Source organism: Nocardioides agri (genome assembly GCF_013778305.1).
Lineage (GTDB): Bacteria > Actinomycetota > Actinomycetes > Propionibacteriales > Nocardioidaceae > Nocardioides > Nocardioides agri.
On record NZ_JACEIC010000002.1, the window covers coordinates 1,921,648 to 1,945,576 of the forward strand.

22 protein-coding genes are annotated in these 23,929 nt (G+C 73.9%); 11 read left to right on the forward strand and 11 right to left on the reverse strand.

Going from position 1 to position 23,929, the window contains the following annotated elements; all coding sequences use genetic code 11:
- Positions 1-65: 65 nt before the first annotated feature.
- The 3 genes from HZF07_RS13935 to HZF07_RS13945 form a co-directional block, all read right to left on the reverse strand.
- Positions 66-1,196 carry an ROK family transcriptional regulator gene (locus HZF07_RS13935; protein WP_181645188.1) on the reverse strand — a complete coding sequence of 377 codons (1,131 nt, stop codon included), beginning with the start codon at positions 1,194-1,196 and terminating at the stop codon, positions 66-68.
- A gap of 158 nt (positions 1,197-1,354) precedes the next feature.
- The gene (locus tag HZF07_RS13940) at positions 1,355-3,205 is read right to left on the reverse strand and encodes an ABC transporter permease (protein WP_157342467.1); all 1,851 of its coding nucleotides are present in this window, start codon (positions 3,203-3,205) and stop codon (positions 1,355-1,357) included.
- Positions 3,202-3,933, reverse strand: a complete 732-nt coding sequence (locus tag HZF07_RS13945; protein WP_157342469.1) for an ABC transporter ATP-binding protein — start codon at positions 3,931-3,933, stop codon at positions 3,202-3,204. The genes HZF07_RS13940 and HZF07_RS13945 overlap by 4 nt, the downstream gene beginning before the upstream one ends.
- A 107-nt stretch (positions 3,934-4,040) precedes the next feature.
- On the opposite strand from HZF07_RS13945, the gene HZF07_RS13950 reads away from it, so the two are divergent.
- Both HZF07_RS13950 and HZF07_RS13955 read left to right on the forward strand, forming a co-directional pair.
- Positions 4,041-5,294, forward strand: a complete 1,254-nt coding sequence (locus HZF07_RS13950; protein ID WP_157342471.1) for a sensor histidine kinase — start codon at positions 4,041-4,043, stop codon at positions 5,292-5,294.
- Complete coding sequence (locus tag HZF07_RS13955) at positions 5,291-5,941, forward strand: response regulator transcription factor (protein ID WP_157345273.1); 651 nt, start codon at positions 5,291-5,293, stop codon at positions 5,939-5,941. Before HZF07_RS13950 ends, HZF07_RS13955 begins: the two co-directional genes overlap by 4 nt.
- An 81-nt stretch (positions 5,942-6,022) precedes the next feature.
- Here HZF07_RS13955 and HZF07_RS13960 read toward each other — a convergent pair whose 3' ends face one another.
- On the reverse strand, positions 6,023-6,988 hold the full coding sequence (locus HZF07_RS13960; protein ID WP_309504739.1) for a cation diffusion facilitator family transporter: 966 nt from the start codon (positions 6,986-6,988) through the stop codon (positions 6,023-6,025).
- 40 nt (positions 6,989-7,028) lie between these two features.
- Here HZF07_RS13960 and HZF07_RS13965 point away from each other — a divergent pair, with 40 nt between their 5' ends.
- Positions 7,029-7,919 carry an SGNH/GDSL hydrolase family protein gene (locus HZF07_RS13965; protein WP_157342475.1) on the forward strand — a complete coding sequence of 297 codons (891 nt, stop codon included), beginning with the start codon at positions 7,029-7,031 and terminating at the stop codon, positions 7,917-7,919.
- Here the strand turns inward: HZF07_RS13965 and HZF07_RS13970 are convergent.
- Entirely contained in the window at positions 7,912-8,862 is a 951-nt protein-coding gene (locus HZF07_RS13970) for a GlxA family transcriptional regulator (protein WP_157342477.1), read from the reverse strand. The genes HZF07_RS13965 and HZF07_RS13970 overlap by 8 nt on opposite strands.
- Positions 8,863-8,933: 71 nt before the next feature.
- Here HZF07_RS13970 and HZF07_RS13975 point away from each other — a divergent pair, with 71 nt between their 5' ends.
- A complete protein-coding gene (locus HZF07_RS13975) occupies positions 8,934-9,926 on the forward strand; it encodes a saccharopine dehydrogenase family protein (RefSeq protein WP_198346402.1) in 993 nt (330 codons plus the stop codon).
- On the opposite strand, the gene HZF07_RS13980 is transcribed toward HZF07_RS13975, so the two are convergent.
- Both HZF07_RS13980 and HZF07_RS13985 read right to left on the reverse strand, forming a co-directional pair.
- Entirely contained in the window at positions 9,923-11,437 is a 1,515-nt protein-coding gene (locus HZF07_RS13980) for an amidohydrolase (protein ID WP_181645189.1), read from the reverse strand. The two genes, HZF07_RS13975 and HZF07_RS13980, sit on opposite strands and share 4 nt — an antisense overlap.
- Before the next feature lie 10 nt (positions 11,438-11,447).
- Positions 11,448-12,062 (reverse strand): MerR family transcriptional regulator, encoded by a 615-nt coding sequence (locus HZF07_RS13985; RefSeq protein WP_157342481.1) that lies wholly within the window; start codon positions 12,060-12,062, stop codon positions 11,448-11,450.
- Between the two features lie 78 nt (positions 12,063-12,140).
- Here HZF07_RS13985 and HZF07_RS13990 point away from each other — a divergent pair, with 78 nt between their 5' ends.
- On the forward strand, positions 12,141-12,548 hold the full coding sequence (locus tag HZF07_RS13990; RefSeq protein ID WP_157342483.1) for a hypothetical protein: 408 nt from the start codon (positions 12,141-12,143) through the stop codon (positions 12,546-12,548).
- An 80-nt stretch (positions 12,549-12,628) separates the two neighbouring features.
- Here HZF07_RS13990 and HZF07_RS13995 read toward each other — a convergent pair whose 3' ends face one another.
- The gene (locus HZF07_RS13995; protein ID WP_157342485.1) at positions 12,629-14,050 is read right to left on the reverse strand and encodes a DHA2 family efflux MFS transporter permease subunit; all 1,422 of its coding nucleotides are present in this window, start codon (positions 14,048-14,050) and stop codon (positions 12,629-12,631) included.
- Positions 14,051-14,143: 93 nt separating this feature from the next.
- Positions 14,144-15,802, reverse strand: coding sequence for a phenylacetic acid degradation protein PaaN (gene paaN / locus HZF07_RS14000; RefSeq protein WP_157342488.1), 1,659 nt, complete (start codon positions 15,800-15,802; stop codon positions 14,144-14,146).
- 89 nt (positions 15,803-15,891) lie between these two features.
- Between paaN and HZF07_RS14005 the strand changes: the two genes are divergently transcribed.
- Complete coding sequence (locus tag HZF07_RS14005) at positions 15,892-16,527, forward strand: hypothetical protein (RefSeq protein WP_157342490.1); 636 nt, start codon at positions 15,892-15,894, stop codon at positions 16,525-16,527.
- Positions 16,528-16,530: 3 nt separating this feature from the next.
- Here the strand turns inward: HZF07_RS14005 and HZF07_RS14010 are convergent, their stop codons facing one another.
- Positions 16,531-17,973, reverse strand: a complete 1,443-nt coding sequence (locus HZF07_RS14010; RefSeq protein ID WP_157345277.1) for a serine/threonine-protein kinase — start codon at positions 17,971-17,973, stop codon at positions 16,531-16,533.
- A 129-nt stretch (positions 17,974-18,102) separates the two neighbouring features.
- Here HZF07_RS14010 and HZF07_RS14015 point away from each other — a divergent pair, with 129 nt between their 5' ends.
- The 5 genes from HZF07_RS14015 (at position 18,103) to HZF07_RS14035 (ending at position 22,905) form a co-directional block, all read left to right on the forward strand.
- Positions 18,103-19,011 carry an ABC transporter ATP-binding protein gene (locus HZF07_RS14015; RefSeq protein WP_157342492.1) on the forward strand — a complete coding sequence of 303 codons (909 nt, stop codon included), beginning with the start codon at positions 18,103-18,105 and terminating at the stop codon, positions 19,009-19,011.
- Positions 19,008-19,814, forward strand: a complete 807-nt coding sequence (locus HZF07_RS14020; protein WP_157342494.1) for an ABC transporter permease — start codon at positions 19,008-19,010, stop codon at positions 19,812-19,814. The genes HZF07_RS14015 and HZF07_RS14020 overlap by 4 nt, the downstream gene beginning before the upstream one ends.
- Positions 19,815-19,877: 63 nt before the next feature.
- Entirely contained in the window at positions 19,878-20,438 is a 561-nt protein-coding gene (locus HZF07_RS14025; RefSeq protein ID WP_157342496.1) for an RNA polymerase sigma factor, read from the forward strand.
- Positions 20,438-21,886, forward strand: coding sequence for a M1 family metallopeptidase (locus tag HZF07_RS14030; protein WP_157342499.1), 1,449 nt, complete (start codon positions 20,438-20,440; stop codon positions 21,884-21,886). Before HZF07_RS14025 ends, HZF07_RS14030 begins: the two co-directional genes overlap by 1 nt.
- A 41-nt stretch (positions 21,887-21,927) precedes the next feature.
- Entirely contained in the window at positions 21,928-22,905 is a 978-nt protein-coding gene (locus HZF07_RS14035) for an NAD-dependent epimerase/dehydratase family protein (protein WP_181645192.1), read from the forward strand.
- A gap of 4 nt (positions 22,906-22,909) precedes the next feature.
- On the opposite strand, the gene HZF07_RS14040 is transcribed toward HZF07_RS14035, so the two are convergent.
- On the reverse strand, positions 22,910-23,905 hold the full coding sequence (locus tag HZF07_RS14040; RefSeq protein ID WP_157342503.1) for a hypothetical protein: 996 nt from the start codon (positions 23,903-23,905) through the stop codon (positions 22,910-22,912).
- Positions 23,906-23,929 lie beyond the last annotated feature (24 nt).

Here is a 23,929-nt window from a genome sequence, read left to right on the forward strand (position 1 = left end):
GGTGTTCCTCTCTGATGACTTTCTCTGGTGGTGGTGATGTCCGAGACGTGGGTGGATCTGGTTCTTCAGGAGACGCCGAGCTGTCCGGCGAGGACGAGGACGGCGGCACCGACGAGGACGACGTCCTCGCCGAGTCGTGAGGTGCGGACGGTCAGGCCGGCCGAGCTGACCGGCATGGTCCGCTCGCGGATGACCCGGTCGGCCGCGTCGAGCAGCGGACCGTCGAGGAGCTCGGTCGGCCCGCTGAGCACCAGCTCGTGCAGGTTGAGCGTCCCGACGACCGGGGCCAGGACGACGCCGAGCCGCTCGCCGGCGTCGGTGAGCACGGCGGTCGGGTCGACCTCCCCGCTGAGCCGGCGACGAAGGTGCGGGACGGCGAGGATCGTCTCCAGGCAGCCGGTGCGCGAGCAGGCGCACACCTCGCCGTCGGGATCGACGACGACGTGGCCGATCTCGCCCGCGGCGCCCAGGTGCCCGTGCAGCAGCGAGCCCTCGAGCACCAGGCCGGCACCGACACCGGTCCCGACCCGGAGCACCATCAGGCCGCCGTCGCCGGTGGCGCCGAAGGTGTGCTCGCCGAGGACGGCGGTGTTGGCGTCGTTGGCGACGAAGACGGGCAGCCCGAAGGCCTCGGCGAGCGTGGCGGCGAGCGGCGCGTCGGTCCAGGCGAGGTTGGGCGCGTCGATGACGGTGCCCCCCGCGTCGACGACGCCCGGGCTGCCGACGCCGATGCCGAGCACCGGGCGGCGGGTCATCGCGATCAGGTCGGCGGCGAGCCGGTGCACCAGGGCGACGGCGTCGGCGCCGACCGCGCCGTCGCGGGCCAGCTCGTGGCGGGCCTGGACCTCCCCGGCGAGGTTGATGACCGCCCCGGTCATCCGGTCGGTGGCGGAGAGGTCGATGCCGATGACGTGGGTGGAGTCGGCGGCCAGGCCGACCAGCGTCGGGGGCTTCCCGACCCGGCTCTCGGCGGGCGCGCCGAGCTCCTCGACGAGCCCGTCGGCGACCAGCTCGCCGACCAGGTCGGAGACCGTCACCCGGGTGAGCCCGGACGTGCGGGCCAGGTCGGCGCGGCTGGCCGGGCCCTCACGGAACAGCTGCTGGAGCAGCAGCGACCGGTGGTGGCGACGGGCGTCCTCCTGGAGGAGCTTGCCGCGGGGCCGGAGGGGCCGGCCCACCGGGGAGGTCTGGGTCACGTTTGTTAGTTCAGCGCACTTACATATTCCTCGTCAAGCGCTTCGCGGAAATTTCCCGGCGCTTTGCCGTGCCGGTTTCACCGGTGCACCGGTGATCCCGTCACTTCTCGGCCGTTGCAACGCCTGAGAAGTGACAGGAAAGCCTGAGGAGTGCGGCCTCACCCGGCTCGCTGCCGCACCGCCACCCGGGCGCCGACCACCGCCGCAACCAGGGCGAGACCGAGGCAGGTGGCGGCGATCGCGGCCAGTGGCAGCCAGGGCACGGTCAGCGGGGCGCCGGGGACGTCGCGCGCGATGGCATAGCGGAGCAGGCCGCCGACGGACGCGGTGACCAGCCCCCCGAGCAGCAGGGCGGCGGCGCCCACGAGGCCGGCCTCCCAGATCGCCATCCGGCGCAGTTGCTCATCGGTCGCGCCGAGCAGCGCGACCGTCCGCAGCTGCCGGCGGCGCTGGGAGACGCCGATCAGCACGGAGTTCACGATCGCGATGCCGGCGTAGAGGCCGGCCGGACCGAGCAGCACCCACAGCCCGAGCTGGTTGTTGGCGCGGGTCCGGGCGTCGACCTGCTCGATCCACGCCTCGGCGGTCAGGACGGTGGCATTGGTGCCGTCCAGCGTGGCCGGCAGGTCCGCGCTGCCGGGGTCGACGAACACGACGTCGGGTACGACGCGCCCGGCCCGGGCACCACCCAGCGCCGGCGGCACCAGCACGTCGGCGTACAGGTCCGGGGCGTCGCTGACGACGGCAGCGACCACGGGCCGGATCCGCTGCCCGTCGACCCGCAGCGGCACCCGGTCACCCAGCCCCTTGCCGGAGTCGGAGGCGTAGGTCTCGGTCACCGCGATGCGGTCGTCGCCGAGGTCGGCGAGGCTGCCCCGGACGGCGGCCAGTCCCCGGGTCTGCGCAGCGAGGTCCACGTCGACGACCTCGTGCTCGCCGACGACGACCCGCGGGTCGGCGAGGGCCACGTCCGGGTCCGACGTCAGCGCCGCCGCGACCGTGCGGTCGCCGTTGGTCTCGACGACGACCGGGGTCTGCAGCTGCTCCCGGTCGAGCGCCGTCGTCCAGTCGGCGGCGAAGCTCAGCGTCACGATCATCGAGCCCGCGATCGCCGCGATCGCCAGGACCGGCGCGGCGAGCGCCGCCGGCGTACGGGCGCCGGTGCGCACGTGGTCACGCGCCAGCCGGGTGGCGACATCGCGGCGGACGAACGGCCGGGCGAGCAGGCCGCCCAGCCACGGGAACAGCGCGCGGCCGAAGCAGACGAGGCCGACCACGACCACCTCGGGCAGCAGGATGCCCACCACCATCGCGAGCAGCGGGCTGATCTCGTCGGCGACGAGGAGCACCGTCGCCGGGCCGACCAGGCAGAGGGTGCCGACGACGATCTGCACGACCGACGGGCGGCGCCGCTCGAGACCGGCCTCGCGCAGCGCGGCGACCGGCGAGACCCGCGCGGCCCGCTTCGACGCCCGCCACGAGCCGAGCAGGGCGACGCCGATGCCGCAGCCGCCGGAGGCCGCCCACGCGATCCAGGGCGGCGGCATGGTCAGCTCGACGGCGAGCAGCCCCTTGGCCTCGAGGAGCGCGACGAAGACCGGCGTCGCCAGGGTCGCGAGCAGTGCCCCGGCGACCGTCGCGACGACGGCGACGATCGTCGACTCCCCCAACACCATCCGGCGCACCTGCCGGGGCGTCGCGCCGACGAGCCGGAGCAGCCCGAGCTCGCGCTGACGCGCGGCGACGACGAACCCGAACGTGCTCGCGACCACGAACATCGCCATGAAGAGCGAGACGCCGGCCATGATGCCGAGCATCGCGGCGAGGTCGTCGAGCTGCATCCGCTCGGCAGCGGTCACCCCGGGGCGCCGGGTGCTGACGTCGACCGCGCCGATCATGGTGGCGGTCATCGCGATGAGGACGACACCGCAGGCCATCGCCACGAAGGCGCCGGCGTACGGCGGCCACGACTGCCGGACCGTCCTCCGGCTCAGCGACAGCATCCTCATCGCTCGAGCTCGCTCATGAAGGCGGCGATCCGGGTGGCGTCGGCGCGGTCGAGGCGGCCGACGACCTGGCCGTCGGCGAGGAAGAGCGTGCTGTGGGCGTACGACGCGGCGAGCGGGTCGTGGGTCACCATGACGACGGTCTGACCCTGCTCGTCGGCGACCGACCGGAGCAGCTCCAGCACCTGGCGGCCCGAGCTCCGGTCGAGCGCGCCGGTCGGCTCGTCGGCGAAGAGCACGTCGGGGCTGCTGTGCAGGGCCCGCGCGATCGCGACCCGCTGCTGCTGCCCGCCGGAGAGCTCGGGCGGCCGGCGCCTCGCGAGCCCGTCGAGCCCGACCTGCTGCAGCGCGCCGAGGACCGCGTCGCGGCGGACCGGCTGGCCGGCGAGGCGGGCGGGCAGCGCCACGTTGTCGTACGCCGTGAGCGCGTCGAGCAGGTTGTAGGACTGGAAGACGAAGCCCATGGAGGTGCGCCGGAGCTTGGTCAGCGCGGTCTGGTCGAGACGGCCGAGCGGGCGGCCGCCGACCGCGACCGCACCCCGGGTCGGCCTGTCGAGCCCGGCCGCGACCTGGAGCAGCGTCGACTTACCCGACCCCGACGGGCCCATGATCGCGGTGAAGCTGCCGCGCACGAACGTGTGCGTGACCCCGCGCAGCGCGTGCACCTCGCCGGCGCGGGACTTGTAGGTGCGGGTGATGCCGTCGAGGGTGACGGCGACGTTCTCGGTCATGCCTCCATCCCACGCGGGAACCCGCCGTCGATCGCTGGCCTGCACGCGACACCTGGGGTAGCGCGTGCGCTACCCCGCGGGGCCGGTCGGCGCCCTAGGGTCGGGTCATGAGCCGGACGCCGGACGCGTGGGCGGCCCTGCGCGCGAAACCCTGGCGCTACCTGGGTTCCCGGTGGCCGTGGGGCGCGTTGGCCTACCTGCTCTCGACCGTGCCGATCGGCATCGCGATGCTGGCCGTGCTCGCCCTCGCCCTCGTCGTCGGCGCGGCGACGCTCGTCGTGGTCGTCGGGCTGGTCGTGCTCGCCGGCATCCCGGTCCTGGCTGGGGTCCTGGGCGTCGTGGAGCGCAGCCGGCTCCGGCTGGTGCAGGGTGCGCCGGCCTCGGGCATGACGGTGCGCGAGCGGCTCAGCGCCGGCCGGCGGCTGGCGGTGTCGTGGCCCGAGGTGGGCTACGCGTTCCTGGTCTCGGTCGTGCTCTGGCCGATCGACTTCGTCGTCGTGATGTTCGCGGTCACCGTGCCGGTCGTGCTGCTGCTCGCACCGTGGCTCTCTCGGGTCGACCGGCTGGAAATGCTCGGCTGGGCGATCGACACCACCGCCGAGTCGTGGCTGGCAGCGCTGGCCGGCGTGGTCGCAGCCGCGCTGTCGGCGTACCTCGTCGGCCTGCTGGCCGTCGCCCAGGCCGCGCTCGCCCGGCTGCTGCTCGCGCCGCGGGACGCCGAGCTCGCGCAGGCGGTCGCGGACCTCCGCCGGTCGCGGGTCGACCTCGTGGACGCGTTCGAGACCGAGCGCCGCCGCATCGAGCGCGACCTGCACGACGGCGTGCAGCAACGCCTCGTGGCGCTGACGATGACGCTCGGCAGCGCCGAGCTCGACGTGCCGGAGGGGCCGGGGCTGACGCTGGTCCGGCAGGCGCACCGGCAGGCCGAGGAGGCGCTCGAGGAGCTGCGCGCGACCGTGCGCGGCATCCACCCGCGGGTGCTGGCCGACCACGGCCTGGCCGCCGCGGTGCACGAGATCGCCGACCGCTCCCCGGTCCCGGTGGCGGTCGAGATCCGGCTCGACGAGCGCCTGCCCGAGCCGGTGGAGGCGGCGGCGTACTTCGTCGTGAGCGAGGCGCTCACCAACGTCGTGCGGCACTCCGGTGCGCGCCGCGCGCAGGTGCAGGCCTGGCGCCAGGCGGACACGTTCGTGCTCAGCGTCCAGGACGACGGGGCCGGCGGCGCGGTCGTCGACCGCCAGAGCGGCAGCGGCCTGGCCGGGCTGGCCGTCCGCCTCGACGCGCTCGGCGGCGAGCTGCGGGTGACCAGCCCCCTCGGTGGGCCCACCGAGGTGCGGATGGAGGCGCCGTGCGCAGCCTGAGGATCGTGCTCGCCGAGGATGCCGCGCTGCTCCGCGAGGGGCTGGTGGGCATCCTCGAGCGCGCCGGTCACGAGGTCGTCGCGGCCGTGCCGGACGCCGACGCGCTGCTCGTCTACGTCGCCCGCGAGCTGCCCGACGTCGTCGTCACCGACATCCGGATGCCACCGACCCACACCGACGAGGGCCTGCGCGCCGCGGCCCGGATCCGGGCCGAGCACCCCGATATCGCGGTGATGGTGCTGTCGGCGTACGTCGCCGAGGCCTACGTGCCCGAGCTGCTCGACTCCGCGCCGGGCAACGCCACCAGCGGCGTCGGCTACCTGCTCAAGGACCGGGTCGGGCACGTCCGGGAGTTCCTCGACAGCCTCGACCGCGTCGCCGCCGGCGAGACCGTCGTCGACCCGCAGGTGGTGCGCCAGCTGCTCGGCCGGCGGCGTGACGACGGCCCGCTCGCCACCCTCACCGACCGCGAGCGCGAGGTGCTCGCGCTGATGGCGGAGGGCCGCACCAACGGCTCGATCGCCGACGAGCTCGTCGTCAGCGAGGCCGCCGTGCGCAAGCACGTCGGCAACATCTTCGCCAAGCTCCGCCTCGACCCGGCCTCGGACCGGCGGGTGTCGGCGGTGCTGGCCTACCTGCGGGGCTAGCCGCGCCGTCTGCCGTCGAGTGACGCGGGACGGTCCTTTTCCACCGGGTTGGAGGGCGCGTTCGCGTCACTCGACGGCAGATCAGGGCACGAGCGACGGGTCCCCGGGCTGCGCGAGGGTGAGCACGGCGTCCTCGATGAGCGGCTCCCGCTCGATGTCGGCCTCCACGTCCCGCAGGCGTACGGCGAGGCTGGACTCGGTGTCGTCACCGACCAGGTCGACGGCGGCGACGACGAAGACCCGCTGCGGGCCGACGTACTCCAGGTGCAGGTAGGTGAGCCGCTCGACCTGGGGGTGGGCGAGCAGCCCGGAGATCACCCGCGAGCGGGTGGCGTCGGTGGGCGCCTCGCCGAGCAGGTAGTCCATGTTGCGGCTGATCAGGAAGACGGCGACGAAGGCGAGCAGCACGCCGATCGCGATCGAGCTGAGGGCGTCGTACACGGCGTCGCCGGTCAGCTGGTGCAGGCCGATTCCGGCCGCGGCGATGAGGATGCCGAGCAGGGCGGAGAAGTCCTCGAAGAAGACCGCGCGCAGCATGGGGCTCGAGGTCTTGGCGACGTAGCGCAGCGGGTGCATCCCGAACCGGCGAGAGGCCCCGTGCACCTGGCGGCTCGCCTGCACGAAGGACACGCCCTCGAGCACGAACGCGATGCCGAGCACGACGTAGTTCACGAGGAAGCTGGTCTCCTCGGACTCGCTCAGCAGCTCCGAGATGCCGTGCCAGATCGAGACGACGGCGCCGGCGGTGAACAGGCCGAAGGCGGCGATCATCGACCAGGCGTACGTCGCCCGCCCGTAGCCGCGCGGGTGCGCCTCGTCGCGCGGCCGGCTGCCCTTGCGCTCGGCGACCAGGAGGAACACCTCGTTGCCGGTGTCGGCCCACGAGTGCGCGGCCTCGGCCACCATCGCGGCCGACCCCGTGAACGCGGCCGCGACGGACTTGGCGACCGCGAGCAGGCCGTTGGCCACGAGGGCGACCAGCACGGTGAAGAGGGAGTCGCCGCCGGTCTGCTCGGCCGGCACGGGAGGCACGTCGGTGGTCGTCACGGTTCCTTCGTACCCGGATCCACCCCGTACGGTCGAGAACATGCTCCGAACCTCGGCCACCGCCCTCCTCGCGCTCGCGCTGACCACGGTCGCCGGCTGCGCGGACGACGACCCGCAGCCCGCGCCGCTGCCGGCGCACGGGGTCGGCGAGCCGACGAGTGGGGCGACGCCGGTGATCCAGTACGTCGCGCTCGGCGACTCCTACACGGCCGCACCGCTCGTCCCGCCGACCGACACGTCGACCATCTGCCTGCGCTCGCAGAAGAACTACCCCGCCATCGTCACCGAGGGGCTGCCCGGCGCCCGGCTCACCGACGTCAGCTGCAGCGGTGCCACCACCCTGAACGTCACGACCCGGCAGGAGGCCCAGACCGGCGGGGTGCCACCCCAGCTCCGCGCCGTGCGGCCCGGCACCGAGTTGGTCACGATCGGCCTCGGCGGCAACGACGAGGCGCTGTTCGGCACGATGCTCGTCCGTTGCACCCAGCTCGCGAAGCAGGAGCCGCAGGGCACCCCGTGCTCGGACGAGCTCCAGGACGGTGTCGACGGGACCCTGGACCGGACCCGGGACAACCTCGTCGAGGTCGTCCAGCGGGTCCGCAGGCGCGCGCCCGACGCCCGGGTGCTGCTGGTCGGCTACCCGCAGATCGTGCCAGAGTCGGGCACCTGCCCGGACCTGCCGCTCGCGGCCGGCGACTACCCCTTCGTGCGCAGCGTCAACGAGCGCCTGGCCGGCGCGGTCGAGCACGCCGCCGAGGACGCGGACGCCGACTACGTCGACGTCTGGACCCCGAGCGCCGGCCACGACATCTGCGGTGCCGAGCCGTGGATCAACGGGCGGGTCACCAAGCTCGACACCGCGCTCGCCTACCACCCGCTCGCCGTCGAGCAGCAGGCCGTCGCCGAGCTGGTGCTCGGGATCGTCAGCTGACCGGCCCGCGGAACATCGAGCGGTACGCCGTCGGCGTCACCCCGGTCGCGCGGTGGAAGTGCCGGCGCAGGGTGGCGGCGGTGCCCAGGCCGCAGCTGGCGGCCACCTGGTCGACCGATGCGTCGGTGCGCTCCAGGAGCTCGCGGGCGCGCACGATGCGCTGCTGGTGCAGCCAGTCGAGCGGGCCGCTCTGCAGCTCGGCCCGCATGCGGCGGGCGAGCTGCCGGGTGCTCAGGCTGGCGTGCCGGGCGAGGTCGGCGACCGTCAGCGGCTGGTCGAGCCGTCCGCGCGCCCAGTCGAGCGTGGGCCCCAGGCCGTCGGGACTGCGCGGCGCCGCGGGGGCGTCGATGAACTGCGCTTGGCCGCCCCGCCGGTGGGCGGGCACCACCAGGCGGCGGGCCAGGCCGTTGGCGGCGCTCGCCCCCAGGTCCGTGCGCACGAGGTGGAGGCAGAGGTCGAGCGCCGCGGTCTTGCCAGCGGAGGTCAGCACGTCGCCCTCGTCGACGTAGAGCACGTCGGCGCGCACGTCGACCCGCGGGTAGCGGCGCGCGAGCTCCTCGGCGTGCATCCAGTGGGTGGTCGCCGCGCGGCCGTCGAGCAGGCCGGCCGCGGCGAGCACGAACGCCCCCGTGCACAGCGCCGCGACCCGGGAACCGCCGGCGTGCGCCGCCCGCAGCTCCGTCACCAGCTCCGGGTCCGGCTCGCCGGCGAGGTCGTCGTAGGACGGCACGACGACGAGGTCGGCGCCGAGGAGGGCGGCGTACGTCGCGGTCGGGTGGTCCGGCAGCCAGGGGTGGGGGCGACCGTCACGGGTGCAGACCACCAGGTCGTACCAGCGCCCGGCTGGGGCGAGCTCGGACCGGTCGACGCCGAGCACCTCGGCCGCGATGGCGATCTCGTAGAGCATCGGTGACTCGTGCAGGACGAGGGCGACCCGGGGCATGTCCGAAAGTGTACGCACCACGTCGTTTCAGACGCTCGTCCGCAGAGGCCATGCGCCCCAGGATCGACGTCATGGACACCACGAGCTCCCAGGTCATGGTCTACGGCGCCTCCGGTCACACGGGCCGCTTCATCGTCGACGAGCTGCGCCGGCGCGGGGTCGAGCCCGTGCTCGCGGGCCGGTCGACGGGGGCGCGGGTCTTCGGGCTCGACGACGCCGGCGCCGTACGCCGCGGCCTCGACGGCATCGGCGTCGTCATCAACGCGGCCGGGCCGTTCCTCGACACGGCGCTGCCGCTGGCGCGGGGCGCGGTCGCGGCCGGCGCCCACTACCTCGACGTGACGGCCGAGCAGCCCGCCGCGCAGGAGCTCTACCGCGCAGTCGACGGCGCGGCCCGAGACGCCGGGGTCACCGTGGTGCCCGCGATGGCGTTCTACGGAGCGCTCTCCGACCTGCTCGCGACCGCGCTCCTGGACGGCGAGCCGGTCGCCGACGCGATCGACGTGGCGTTCGGGCTCGACCACTGGTGGCCGACGGCGGGCAGCCTCGCGACCGGCGCCCGCAACACCGCGCCGCGCCTGGTCGTGCGCGGCGGCGGGCTCGTGCCCCTCGGGGAGCCGGACACCCGGTCGTGGACCTTCCTGGGACCGCTCGGCGAGCAGGAGGTGGTCGCGGTGCCGTTCACCGACGTCGTGACGATCGCCCGGCACCTCGACGTCGGCGAGGTGGGCTCCTACCTCACGGCGGTCTCGCTGGCCGAGCTGCGCGACCCGAGCACCCAGGCTCCGGCGCCGGTCGACGAGGCCGGCCGGTCGGCGCAGCGGTTCGTCGTGGAGGTGGCCGTCCGACGGGGGGCCGAGACGAGGCGCGCGAGCGTCGCGGGCCGGGACATCTACGCCGTGTCCGCGCCGATCGTGGTCGAGGGCGCGCTCCGGCTGCTCGACGGCCGCGGGCGGACGACCGGCGCGGTCGCGCCGGGGTCGGCCTTCGACGCCGCGGAGGTGCTGGCCGCGCTCGAGCGCGAGGTGCCCGACCTCTCGGTCACCCTCCCCGTGCGTGCCTAGCGCGCGTCGTGCACGACGTGGCCTGCGACGACCGTCGTCGCGACGGACATCCCGCGCAGCGCGCGGCCCAGGTCGGCGGTGTCGGCCGGACCGAGGTCGCGCAGCAGCGGGTCGCGGTCGACCAGCGCGAGGTCGCCGACCGATCCGAGGCCGACCGTCGGCCGCCCGTCGACCGACGCGGCCAGCGCCTCGCGCACCGAGATCGCCTGCTCGGCGTGCCACGGGTCGCGCTCGTCGGCACTGCGGTGCACCGCCGAGGCCATCGCCAGCCACGGGTCGAGCGGCGAGACCGGCGCGTCCGAGCCGAGCACCAGGTCGACCCCGTCGTCGAGCATCCAGCGCATCGCGAAGCAACGCTCCGACCGCTCGCCCCAGACCTTCTCGGTGATGTCGCGGTCGTCGAGGAGGTGGGCCGGCTGCACGCTCGCGCGGACGCCGAGCTCGGCCATCCGGCGGACGTCGTCGCGGCGGCACATCTGCGCGTGCTCGACCGAGCCCCGGGCGCCGGTCTCGGCGTACGCCGCCAGAGCCTCGCGCACTGCGGCGTCGCCGATGGCGTGGGTGGCGACCTGGAGCCCACGGGTGTGCGCGCGGGCGAGCAGGCCGCGCAGCTCGGCGCCGGTGAGGTTGGGCTGGCCCTCGGGATGGTCGAGCGCGTGCGCGTCGCCGTACGGCTCGCAGCACCAGGCCGTGCGGGTGTTGAGCGAGCCGTCGCTGATGATCTTGAGCGGGCCCATGGTCAGGCGCGGGTCGCCGGCCAGCGGGTCGCCGGTGCGCAGGCCGGCGGCGATCACGTCGTCGAGGGTGTCGGCGTAGGTCGCCCAGCGGATCCTGAGCAGGTCGCAGCCCTCGCCCCAGCGCTCCAGCCAGCCGTCGCGGGTGGCGCCGAACTCGAAGTCGACCATCCCGACGATGCCCCTGGCCGCGGCGTCCTCGAGCATCCGGCGGTAGGCCTCCGGCGAGGTGCCGTCGGTGCCGACGAGCGTGACCAGCCGCGGGTAGGCGGCGAACCACTCGGTCTCGCGGACCACGGAGTCGCGCACGGGCATCGCGAGGTGCATGAGGGCGGAGGTGTTGAGCCACGCGTGGTGGCCGTCCCCGCTGATGAGGACGACCGGAGTCTCGCCCGAGACGGCGTCGAGCTCGGTCACGGTGGGCTCCCGGTGCCACCCGACGGAGCGGTGCCCCCAGCCGATGACGGGCAGGTCCGGGTGCTGCGCGATCCGCTCGGCGACCGCACGGGTGGCGTCCTCGGGCGAGCGTGCGCCGGCGAGGTCGAGGCGCTGGGAGGCGAGCGTCCACTGGGTGAGGTGCGTGTGCTGGTCCCACAGCCCGGGGATCAGCCAGCGCCCGGCGGCGTCGATCTCGTCCACACCATGCGGCCGCTCGACCGCCGCGCCGAGGGCGACGACCTCGCCGCGCTCGACGAGCACGTCGACCGGCGCGTCGGGCACGTCGTCGTCGGCCCCGACCGGGACCAGGCGGGCGTTGCGGATGAGGATGCTCGGCACGACCGGAACGCTAGCCGTTGCGGGCCAGCCGCCGGCGCGCGAGGTGCTCGTGCGCCATCCGGCGGAGGGCGACGAGGATCGGCTCGTTGACCAGCGTCCCGATGACGGCGTACGCCGTGGCGTCCTGCGCGTCGCGACGCGGGGTGGTCGCCAGATCGCGGCGGGCGACGTCCGCGGCGGCCGTCGCGTAGATCTCCAGCGTGGCGTCGGACATCGGCTGGTCCGCGAGCGCAGCGGTGTCGAGGGCCGCGGCGAGCGCGATCGCGTGGGAGGCGTCCGGGTCGGTGTGCCAGCGCTTGCGACGGACCAAGGCGGCCACGCGCTCCCGCGACGCCGCGCTCGGCTCGGTGGCGGGCGGGCTGGAGAGCTGCATGTGCGCCGCCCCGATCGCGGCCATCAGGTCGCCGCTCTCGTCGTCGACGGCGGCCAGGACCTCGCGCACCCGGTCGAGACCGAGTCCCGCGATGTCGACGAGCGCGCGGATGAGCCGGAGGCGGCGCACGTGGGACTCGTCGTACACCGCGCGGGTCGCGCCCACGGCCTCGCCGGCATGGAGCAGTCCCTCGCGGAGGTAGTACTTCACCGTCGGCACCGGCACGCCGCTGCGCTCGGACAGCTCGGACATCCACACGGAATCATCGTGGCATTGGATAGCGTTCTATCCAACAGTTTGGAGAGTCCACTATCCAAAGGAAGTCTTCTGATGATGCTGTCCGACGAGAGCCGGATCCTCGCGGGGGTCCTGCTGCTGAGCCTGGTGACCGTCGAGAGCGGCGGGCTCTACATGCTGCAGATCGTCCGCGGGCGCGCCGGCGTGACGCCCTTCCAGGAGAAGTTCGCCCGCGCCGGCCACGCCCACGCCGGCGTCCTGCTGATCGTGGCGCTCCTCTGCCAGCTCTACGCGGACGCCACGTCGCAGACCGGCGTCCTCGACTGGCTCTCGCACCTCGGCGTGGCCGTCGCGGCCCTGGTGATGCCCGGCGGGTTCTTCCTCTCCTCGCTGGGCGCCGGCCGCACCGAGCCGAACCGCCTGGTCGTGATGATCCCCGTCGGCGCGCTCATCCTGGCTGCCGGGCTGGTCAGCCTCGGGGTGGGTCTGCTGCTCGGCTGACGCCGAGACCGTCGAGTGACGCGAACCGGCCCTCGGGAGCAGCTCCTGGGGGCCGGTTCGCGTCACTCGACGGCAGATGATCAGGCCGCGCAGGCCTCCTCGTCCGGGAGCTCCTCCGGCATCACCATCGGCTTCGGGCGGAGGAACACCCCGCCGACGACCGCGGCGAGGGCGGCCGCCGCGGCGCCGACCGCGAAGGCGACCTGGAAGCCACCGTTGAGCGCCTCGAGCGGAGCCGCACCGGCGTCGGCGAGCGAGGTCGTGCGGGCGGTGGAGATGCTGACCAGCACGGCCAGGCCGAGCGCGCCGCCCATCATGAAGGACGTGTTGACCACGCCGGAGGCGAGGCCGGACTCGTGCGGCTCGACGTCACCCATCGCCGCCAGCAGCACCGGGTTGAACGCGATGCCGGCGCCGGCACCGAGCAGCACCATCGAGGGCAGCACGTCGACGAGGAAGTTGCCGTCGACGGGCGCCCGGGAGAACAGCGCCAGGCTGACCGCGGCGAGCGAGAGCCCGACCACGAGCGGCGGGCGGATGCCGAACCGCATGACGAGCCGGTCGGAGACGCGCAGCGAGCACCACGCCATCACGACGCTGGTCGGGATGAACGCGAGGCCGACCTCGAGGGCGCCGTACCCGAGCACCTGCTGGAGGTAGAGGGCGGCGAGGAAGAACCAGGCGAACATGGCCGCGGCCCACAGCACGCCGACGATCTGCGAGACGACCACGTTGCGGAGCCGGAAGAGGCGCAGCGGCACGAGCGGCTCGGCGATGCGGGACTCCCGGAGCACGAACGCTGCCAGCAGCACGGCGCTGACCCCGAGCAGCGCCCAGCGGCTGCTGACGATGCCGTAGACCGAGGTCATCAGCGCGGCGGTGATCAGCACGGCACCGAGCACGTCGATCCGGCCGCGGTGCTCGACGGTCTCGTCGGCGGGCAGCACCCGCCGGGCGGCGAACCAGACGGAGACGCCGATCGGCACGTTCACCAGGAAGATCCAGTGCCACGAGAAGAGCCCGGTCAGCACGCCGCCGAGCAGCACGCCGACCGCGCCGCCGCCCGACATCACGAACCCGAAGACGCCCATCGCGCGCGCCCGCTCGCCAGGGTCGGAGAAGAGGCCGACGATCAGCGACAGCGCCACGGCCGACACGGCCGCGCCGCCGAGCCCCTGGACCGCGCGGCCGACGACAAGCAGGCTGGCCGACGGCGCCATCCCGCACGCGATCGAGGCGGCCGTGAACGAGACGACGCCGCCGAGGAACACCCGACGGTTGCCGAGCAGGTCGCCGAGCCGTCCGGAGAGCAGCAGGAAGCCGCCGAAGGTCAGCAGGTAGGCGTTCACGACCCACGCCAGAGCGGACTGGGAGAACCCCAGGTCCTCCTGGATCGAGGGCAGCGCGACGTTCACGATGCTCGAGTCGAGCACGATCATCAGGTCGCCCAGGCACAGGACGTACAGGGCGAGCCAGCGGCTGCGTGTGGTCATCTCGGTCATCGGTCGTCTCCTCCGTGGAAGGGCTCTCACCCCTACGACGAAGGCGGCCCTACGAAATCGACAGACCCGGCGAAACTGCTTTCCTCATCGGCGTCAGACGTGCCGGCGCGACTGCACCACCCGGAACCGCGAGGCGACGTAGGCACCGTCGGTGTAGGTCGCGTTGGCGGCCGGGTTGGCGCCGGTGCCGTGGAAGTCGGAGAACGCCGCCGACTGGTTGACGAAGACCGCGCCGTGCAGGTTCTCCGACAGCGCCACTCCGGCCTCGAGCGCGGCCTCGCGCACCTGGCCGAGCACCTTGTCGGACGTCGAGTAGACGGACGCCGTCATCGCGCCGTGCCGCTCGACGGTGAGGCCGAAGAGCGCGATCGACTCGTCCGTGTCGGCCGTCTCGATGAGGTAGGCGACCGGCCCGAAGCACTCGGTGGAGTAGGTGTCCGCGTCGTCGGAGGTGAGCCGCAGCAGCGTCGGGGTCCGCACGGTGGCGTCGGGGTACGACGGGTGCGGGACCTCGCGGCTCGGCACCAGCACGTCGCCGCGGCCGGCGCGCTCCAGCCGGTCGACGATCGCCGGGGCGACGATGCCGCCGAGCAGCTCGACCGCGCGCGCGTCGTCGCCGAGGAGCCGGTCGAGCGCGGCGCCGATGCCGGCAGCGACCTCGGCCGCGCTCTTGTGACCGTCGTCGGTCTCGATGCCGGCGGCCGGGAGGAACACGTTCTGTGGCGCCGTGCACATCTGGCCGGAGTAGAGGGAGAACGAGAAGGCCAGGTTCTGGCACATCCCCGCGAAGTCGGCGGTGGAGTCGACGATGACCGTGTTGACGCCGGCCTTCTCGGTGAAGACGACGGCCTGCGGGGCGTGCGTCTCGAGCCACTCGCCGAACGCGTTGCCGCCGGTGAAGTCGATGATCCGCACCTCCGGCCGCCGGGCCAGGGTGGCGGCGAGCTTGTCGCCGTCCTCCTCGGCGGCGAGCACGACGAGGTTCGGGTCGAACCCGGCCTCGGCCAGCACCTCCTGGCAGACCTGCACCGTGATCGCGAGCGGCAGCACGGCCGCCGGGTGCGGCTTCACGACGACGGCGTTGCCGGTGACCAGGGACGCGAAGAGCCCGGGCCAGGAGTTCCAGGTCGGGAACGTGTTGCAGCCGACCACCAGCGCGACCCCGCGCGGCATCACGGTGAACGTCTTCTCCATCCGCAGCGGCTCGCCGCGGCCCGGCTTCTCCCAGACGACGGTCTCGGGCGTGCGCGTCATCTCGGTCCAGGCGTAGGCGATCGCCTCGAGCGCCCGGTCGAGCGCGTGCGCGCCGCCGGCCTGGAACGCCATCACGAACGCCTGCCCGCTGGTGTGCTGCACGGCGTTGGCGAGCTCGAAGATCCGCGCGTGCAGGCGCGCCAGGATCTCCAGGCAGACGCCGGCCCGGCCGTCGGGACCGGCCAGCCGCCAGGCGTGCATGCCGGCCCGCGCCGCCTCGAGCAGCGGCCCGACGTCGGCCGCACGCGGGTAGCGCACCCCCAGGTCGAAGCCGTACGGCGACCGCTCGGTCGCCACCGTGCCGTCGGCGCCCGGCGTCGTCAGCGGGAACTCCGTCCCCAGCCACGCCTCGTACGCCGCGCGTCCGGCGCCGGCGGCCTCCTCGCCGTACACCCGCGGCGACGGCGACTCGTCGAACGCGGAGAAGTACTCGCGGCTCGCACAGGCAGCCACGGCAGCGTCGAGCAGCGCGCGGTGCCGGTCGAAAAGTTCCTGCATCCTGACCTCCCGAGTCGTGGAGTGCGACCACACCTTGCCACAGCCCCGGCGTGCCGCCCACATGCCGACGCGCCGGTACCTTGTGCCGCATGAGGGTGCGCTGGCTCGGGGTCGCGTGCGCGCTCGTGCTGCTCGCCGCCGGCGCCGCCCTGCTGGGCTACCGGGTCGGCCGCGAGGACGTGCCCGAGCCGGTGCGGTTCGAGGCCCGGCCGATGCCCGCGGCCTCGCCGAGCATCCCGGTGACCCCGGCCGAGGTCGTGCCCGACGACCCCTACCCCGCCCTGCGACCGGGGGTGCGTACCCGGCCGGTGGAGGTCGGAGCACCACCGTTCCAGGTGACGCTGCCCGTCCCCCGAGGCTGGGTCAGGTCAGACTCCAGCCCCGGCGAGTGGCGCTGGTTCCCCGAGCCGGGGCTGACGAAGAACCTGTTCTTCTTCCGGGTCAGCCAGGTCGGGCAGAACCACCAGCCCGTGGCGGACGCGGTGGCCGGCCGGATCGCGGCGCTGCGCGCGGCGCCGGACGCCGACGACCTCGTGGTGGAGTCGCAGTCCGACGACCGCTTCGTCTCGACCTACGTCACCGACGAGCACCGGCGGGTCAGCTACGAGGGCTTCATCCCGCGGGACGGCACGGCGTACCTGCGCGTCGCGGTGATCGGTCGCGAGGCCGACCGCGCCGGGCTCGCCGACCTCTTCGACCGGCTGATGTCGGACACCGAGCTCTGAGGGTCAGCCGAAGCCGTGGGTCTCGACGCCGTCGAGCACCCGGTTGGCGGCCGCCATCGAGCCGGTGCGGATCTGTACCCAGAGCAGCCGGTTGGCAGCCACCTGCACGACCCGCTCGGCGATCACGTCGCCCTCCGGGCACCCGGTGTAGACGACCGTCATCGCGTCGCTGCCCTCGACCGGCGGGTGCGCGACCTCGCACTCGGGGTGGCCGGGCACGTGGTCGGGCAGCTCCGACTGCGGCAGCACGCCGAGGAACACGCCCTCGGCGCCGGGCTGCTCCCGCCAGTCGGGTGTCGTGCCGACCGACAGCGCCGGGTAGTCGTCGTGCTGGTCCGGCGGCTGCCACTCGTCGGTCGCGACCGCGGCGTCCCACGCGGACGGCACGGTCACGGTCAGGGCACCGGTCGAGTCGTCGACGGTCTCGGTCGCGGGAGGGTCGCCGGCCGCGACGTACCCGGCCGCGGCCGCGCCGGCCAGCACGACCAGGCACGCGGCGGTCGCCGCAGCCCAGCGACGGCGGCGGCGGGGCGGCACCGGCTCCGGCAGTGGCGAGCCCGGTGCGGCACGCGAGGGCGCCGCGCCGGGCTGGGTCAGGTGGGGGTCGACGGGCAGCCAGGGCTCGGGGGCGTCCGCACCCACCGGGCCGAGCGCCGCGCCCAGCGCCGCGAGGTACGTCGCGACGTCCGGCCACCGCTCCTCCCGGTCGACGGCCAGGCCGCGGCGGACGACCGCCTCGACCTCGGCGGGGACCGGCCGGTCGGGCGTGGACAGCGGCGGCGGCGGGCCCGGGGCGGACGCGGCGGCGAGCGTCGCGTGCGAGTAGGCGGCCCGGCCGCTGAGCAGCAGGTAGGTCAGCGCGGCCAGCGAGTAGAGGTCCGCCCGCGCGTCGAGCGCCTCCCCCTGCGCCTGCTCGGGGGCGACGAACGACGGGGTGCCGGCGATCACCGTCAGCCGTGAGGACACCTCCATCGACTTGCCGAGGCCGAGGTCGCCGACCATCGCCCGGACCCGCCCGTCCACGGTGCGGAAGAGCACGTTGGCGGGCTTGAGGTCGCGGTGCAGCACGCCGCGGTCGTGCAGCGTCTGCAGGCCGGTGCCGATCTGCCGGACCACCTCGAAGGCCTGCGCCGGGGTGAGGCCGTCGACCTCGAGCCGGTCGGCGAGCGTGCCCTGGTCGGCGTAGGACATCACCAGGTAGGGGCGTCCGTCGTCGAGCTCGCCTGCGTCGTAGACGGTGACCACGTGGGGCGACTCCACCTTGCGCAGGAAGCGCCCCTCCTCGAGGAAGCGCTGGCGCACCTGGAGGTCCTCGGTCCAGTTCTCGGCCAGCACCTTGATGGCCACCGGGGAGTCCAGCTGCTCGTCGAACGCCAGCCACACGGTGGCGAACGCGCCCGACCCGATACGCCGGCGCACGGCGTACCGACCGAGACGGGCAGGCATGGGCACGCGCGCATCATTCCAGGGACGCGTCTCGGGGTCGCGACCCCGAGAGACCTCGGGGTCGGGTCAGGGACCGAGCCACCGGCTTCCCCGATGTGCGATGACCCTCCGGACCGCGAGGGTCGAGTCATGATCAAGGTCGAGTCCCTCACCAAGAAGTACGGCGGCTTCACCGCCGTCGACGATGTCTCCTTCACGGCGCAGCCCGGTCGCGTCACCGGCTTCCTCGGGCCCAACGGCGCCGGGAAGTCCACCACCATGCGGATCATGGTCGGGCTGACGCCCGCCTCGTCCGGCCACGCCGAGATCGCCGGCCGCCGGTACGCCGACCTGCCGAACCCCGGGCTCGAGGTCGGCGTCCTCCTCGACGCCTCCGCCCAGCACGCCGGACGCACCGGCCGCGAGATCCTGACGATCGCCGCGCAGACGATGGGCCTGCCGAAGGGCCGCGTCGACGCGATGCTCGAGCGGGTCAGCCTGACCCCGACCGAGGCCAACCGCCGGGTCCGCAACTACTCCCTCGGCATGCGCCAGCGGCTCGGCATCGCGACCGCGCTGCTCGGCGACCCCGCGGTCCTCATCCTCGACGAGCCCGCGAACGGCCTCGACCCGGCCGGCATCCGCTGGATGCGCGACCTGCTGCGCGGGTACGCCGACCAGGGCGGCACCGTGCTGCTCTCGAGCCACCTGCTGCACGAGATCGAGGTCATCGCCGACGACCTGGTGGTCATCGGCCAGGGCCGGATCGTCGCCGGCGGCACCAAGGCCGAGCTGCTCGCCGCAGCGGGCACCCTGGTGCGGACCCGCGACCTGCCGACCCTGTCGCGGGCGCTCGTCGCCGCGGACCTGCACTTCGTCGAGTCGACCGGCGCGCTCCGCGTCGAGGCCGACCCGGACGTCGTCGGCGAGGTCGCGCTCGCCGCGGGCGTCGCCCTGACCGAGCTGCGCAGCGCCGACGGCGCCGGCCTCGAGGAGATGTTCCTCGAGCTCACCGCAGAGACCCAGCGTGACCAGAAGAGCGAAGGAGTGGCGGCATGACTGCCGTAGCAGTAGAGACCGAGGTCGGCCGGACGACGCGACCGACCCCCGCCCGGATCCCCATGTCCCGGATCATCGGCGTCGAGCTGCGCAAGTCGTTCGACACCCGGTCCGGCTTCTGGCTGCTGGCCAGCGTCGGCATCCTCGCCGTGCTCGCGACGGCGGCGACGATCCTGTTCGCTCCCGACGACGCCATCACCTACGACTCGTTCGGCGCGGCCATCGGCATCCCGATGGCGATCATCCTGCCGATGATCGCGATCCTGTCGGTCACCAGCGAGTGGAGCCAGCGCACCGGGCTCACGTCGTTCACCCTGGTGCCGCACCGGGGCCGGATCATCCGGGCCAAGCTCACCGTGGCGCTGGGCGTCGGCATCGTCTCGATGCTGCTCGCCTTCGGCATCGGCGCGCTCGGCAACCTCCTCGGCGCCGCGATCGTCGGCGTGGACCCGGTCTGGGACATCGTCGGCGGCGACTTCGCCGGGCTGATCCTCTTCCAGATCCTCAACATGCTGATCGGGTTCATGCTCGGCGTGCTGTTCCGCAACTCGGCGGGCGCGATCGTGGGCTACTTCGTCTACGGGTTCGTGCTGGGCACGATCACCTCGGTGCTCGCCGCCACCCAGGAGTGGTTCGAGAAGGCCCAGCCGTGGGTCGACTTCAACTACGCGCAGGGCGCCCTCACCGACGCCTCCTCGATGACCGGGGAGAACTGGGCCCAGCTCGCGGTGACCGGCCTCTTCTGGCTGGTGATCCCGCTGGCGATCGGCCTCTGGTCGGTGCTCCGCTCCGAGGTCAAGTAACGCTTCGGTCACCCTTCCCCGTCGTCGAGCACAATGGTGCCCACGACGGGGAAGGGTGCCTGCATGACCGAGGGACTCATGCCGGACGAGATCGACGATCTCGCCCGGCGTGCGCGTGGGGGTGACCGCGACGCGCTCGAGGCACTGCTCGCCGCGGTGCGGCCGCGCACGCTGAACGTCTGCCGCGGCGTGCTCCCCCACCTCGCCGACGCCGAGGACGCCTGCCAGGACGCGCTCATCAACGTCGCCAACAAGATCGGCTCCTGGCAGGGCACCGGCCGCTTCACCACCTGGCTGCACGTCGTGGCGGTCAACAGCGCCCGCTCGACCTACCGCCGCCTCAAGACCCAGGCCACGCCCCGCGACCCGCACGAGCCCGGTGCGGCCGACCGGCCCGACCCGCGGACCACCAGCGTCATCGCCGGGACCCGCCTCGACCTGCTCGAGGCGATGGAGACCCTCGAGCGCGAGCACCCCCAGTACGTCGAGCCGCTGCTGCTCCGCGACGTCTACGGGCTGCCCTACGACGAGATCGCCCAGCAGGTCGGCGTCCCGCTCGGCACCGTCAAGGCGCAGATCCACCACGGCCGCCGGCTCGCCCGGCCGCTGCTCCGGGAGTCCTGATGAGGGCGGGCGCGGTGGTGGCGACGGCGCTGCTGCTGACGGCCTGCACGGGCGACACCGACGAGCCGCGCGAGGCCTCCCCCGCGCCCGGGCCGGCACCCGCCACATCGACGCCGCCGCCCGCCACCGTCCGCGGCGAGAGCGAGCCCGTCGAGGACTCGGTCTACCCCGACGTCGGCGACCCCGGAGTCGACGCGCTGCGCTACGACCTCGACCTCAGGTGGGATCGCGTGACGACGACGCTGACGGGCGTCGAGCGGCTCCGCTTCCGCGCCACCGCGGACGCCGACCGGGTCCGGCTCGACCTGAGCGACGCCCTCACGGTCAGCAGCGTGACCCTCGACCGCGTGCCCGCGTCGTACGAGCAGGACGGCAAGGACCTCCTCGTCTCCGCCACCGTCGCGGCGGACAGCCGGCACACGCTCGTCGTCCGCTACGCGGGCACGCCGGAGCCCGTCCCGGCCCCGGTGCAGCGCCGGGACTTCGACACGACCGGCTGGACCCCGACGTCCGACGGCGGGGCATGGACGATGCAGGAGCCCTTCGGGGCCTACACCTGGTACGCCGTCAACGACCAGCCGTCCGACAAGGCCCTCTACTCCTTCACGATCACGACCCCCGCGCCGTGGGTCGGGATCGCCAACGGCGAGCTGCGGGACCGCCACACCACGGGTGGCCGCACGGTGACCCGCTGGGTGCTCGACGAGCCGGCCGCGTCCTACCTCGTCACGGTCGCGGTCGGGGAGTTCGAGGCGACCCTGGACCGGTCGGACTCCGGGGTGCCGATCACCTACTGGACCCCGCCCGACCGCCCGAGACTGGTGGAGCGGCTCCGGGCGGCCCCGGCCGGGTTGGCGTGGCTGGAGGACCGGCTCGGCCCCTACCCCTTCTCCACCCTCGGGTTCCTCGTCGTCGACTCCATGAGCGGCATGGAGACCCAGACGATGATCACGCTCGGCGACAACGACTACGCCACCTCACCCGAGGTGCTGGTGCACGAGATGGCCCACCACTGGTACGGCGACCAGGTGACGCCCCGGGACTGGTCGGACGTGTGGATGAACGAGGGCATGGCGACCTACCTCCAGTTCGTCTGGGAGGACGAGGTCGGCACCGTCCCGCTGGACTCGGCGGTCCGAGCGTGGGCGAAGACCGACGCGAGCCTGCGCGAGAAGTTCGGACCGCCGGCCGACTACGACCCGACCGCGTTCGCGTCCTCGAACGTCTACACCGTCCCCGCCCTGATGTGGCACGAGCTGCGGGGCCGGCTGGGCGAGGACACCTTCTGGAGGCTGGTGCGCGAGTGGCCGGCCAGCCACGACGACGGCAACGCCGACTACGACGAGATCACCGCGTGGTGGTCGGCGGAGTCCGGCGAGGACCTGTCCGCGTTCTTCGACGACTGGCTGCTCGGGGAGACCACGCCCGAGGTCTCTGCTCTGGGCTGAATCGCTTGTCCCGCCGGGCTTTTGCCGCCACCGTGGGCGGCGTGAGGATCCTGGTGCTCGGCGGTTCGGTGTTCCTGTCCAAGGCGGTCGCGGCCGAGGCGGTCGCCCGCGGCCACGACGTGACCTGCGCCAACCGCGGGAGCTCCGGTCCGGTGCCCGACGGCGCCGCGCTGGTGCACTGGGACCGGGCGGAGCCCGTGCCCGACGCGCTCGCGGAGACGGCGTACGACGCCGTCGTGGACGTCGCGCGGCTCCCGTCGTGGGTGCGCAGCGCCGTCGCGGCCTGGCCGGACGCCCACTGGGTGTTCGTCTCGACCGTGAACGTCTACCCCGACCCGCACCCGCCGCTCGGCACGCCGGCGACCTCGCCGACGCGTGAGCCGCTCACCGAAGACGTCGATCCCCGGTCGAGCGCGGAGGCCTACGGCCGGATGAAGGTCGCGTGCGAGGACGTCGTGCGGGCCGGCGCGGCCACGACGACCGTGGTCCGGCCGGGCTTGATCGTCGGGCCGGACGACCCCACCGGCCGGTTCACCTACTGGCCCGCGCGGCTGGCCGACGCCGGCGAGGCGCTCGCCGGTGGCAGCCCCGAGGACCGGCTCCAGGTCATCGACGTCCGCGACCTCGCCGCGTGGATCGTCACCTGCGCCGAGGAGCGCACCGTCGGCGACTACGACGGCGTGGGCGACGTGCTCCCCGCTGCCGAGCTGCTGGCCCGGGTCGCGGACGGCGTCGGCGCGCAGGCGTCGCTGGCCTGGCTGCCCCAGGACGCCCTCGAGGACTTGGGCGTCGAGCCGTGGGCCGGACCGGAGTCGCTGCCGCTGTGGCTGCCGAGACCCCTCTACGACGGGATGGCGGCGCACGACCCCGAGCCGTCGTACGCCGCCGGACTCGTGACCCGCCCGATCGCCGACACCGCCCGCGACACGCTCGCGTGGCTGCGCGCCACCCCGGACGCCGTGGTCACGGGGATGACCCGGGACCGCGAGGCCGAGATCCTCGCGGCGACCCGGGCCTGACCCGTCACTCGGCGCAGGCGTGGACACCCTGCTGGATCGTGGTGACCTGCTGGCGAGCCGCCGTCGCCGCCTTGGTGAGCTTCGTGAGCCGCTTCCTGGCCTTCTTCCTGGCCTTCGGCGTCTTCGCCTTCGCCAGCCTCTGCTTGGCCTTCGCGACCGCCTTGTCGGCCCCGGCCAGCGCCGCGGTGGCCGTCTCGAGCGTGAGCGTGCCGCTCTTGAGGTCGCAGCTGACGAACGTGGCGACCGCGGGGCTCGGGTCGGCGTTGCCGAACCCGTCGAGCGCGCGGACCGCCACCGTGTGCGACCCGACCGCCAGCGCCGTGAGCTCGAGCGGTGAGGTGCACGCTGCGAAGGCCGCGCCGTCGACCTGGCACTGGAAGCTCGCGGTGTCAGCGGCCGGCTGGCCGGTGAAGGTCAGCACGGCGGCGGAGTCGCGCACCTTGGCCGGCGGGGTCCTCACGAACGCCGTGTCGGGCGGGGTCGTGTCGTCGGCCAGGTCGAAGGTGACGTCGCCCGAGCAGGCCTCCTGGGCGTTGGTGTTGTTGAGGACGGCGACGTAGGTCCTGCCCTTCTCGACGCTGACCTGGAGCGGCGGGGCGGTGGCGCCCGAGGAGCCCTGGTCGCCGAGGTAGTGGCTGGCCTGCGACGTGGGGTGGTACTCGGCGCTGTAGATCGACAGGAACGCGTTGGTCGGCGAGACGCAGGTGACGTGCGAGAGGCTGACGGTCAGACACCCCGAGGTCGGGGCGACGAACGCCGTGGTCGCGTAGTTGAAGGTCGTGGCCGGGCTGGCGCTCCCGGGGTAGACCTTCTGCGTCCCGCACTGGGACGCGGTGCCGTCGCGGAGCATCCGGCCGGGCTGGGTCGTGCTGCCGTCGAGGGTCACCGTGGCGATCTGGTGCACGGCGGAGGCGGGCTGGGGCACCACGATCACGAGGAGCGAGGCGAGCAGGGCGAGAGCGGACGCGCCGACGGCGCGGCGCAGGTGGCGAGCGGACATGGATGGCACTCCAGGTTCGGGGCC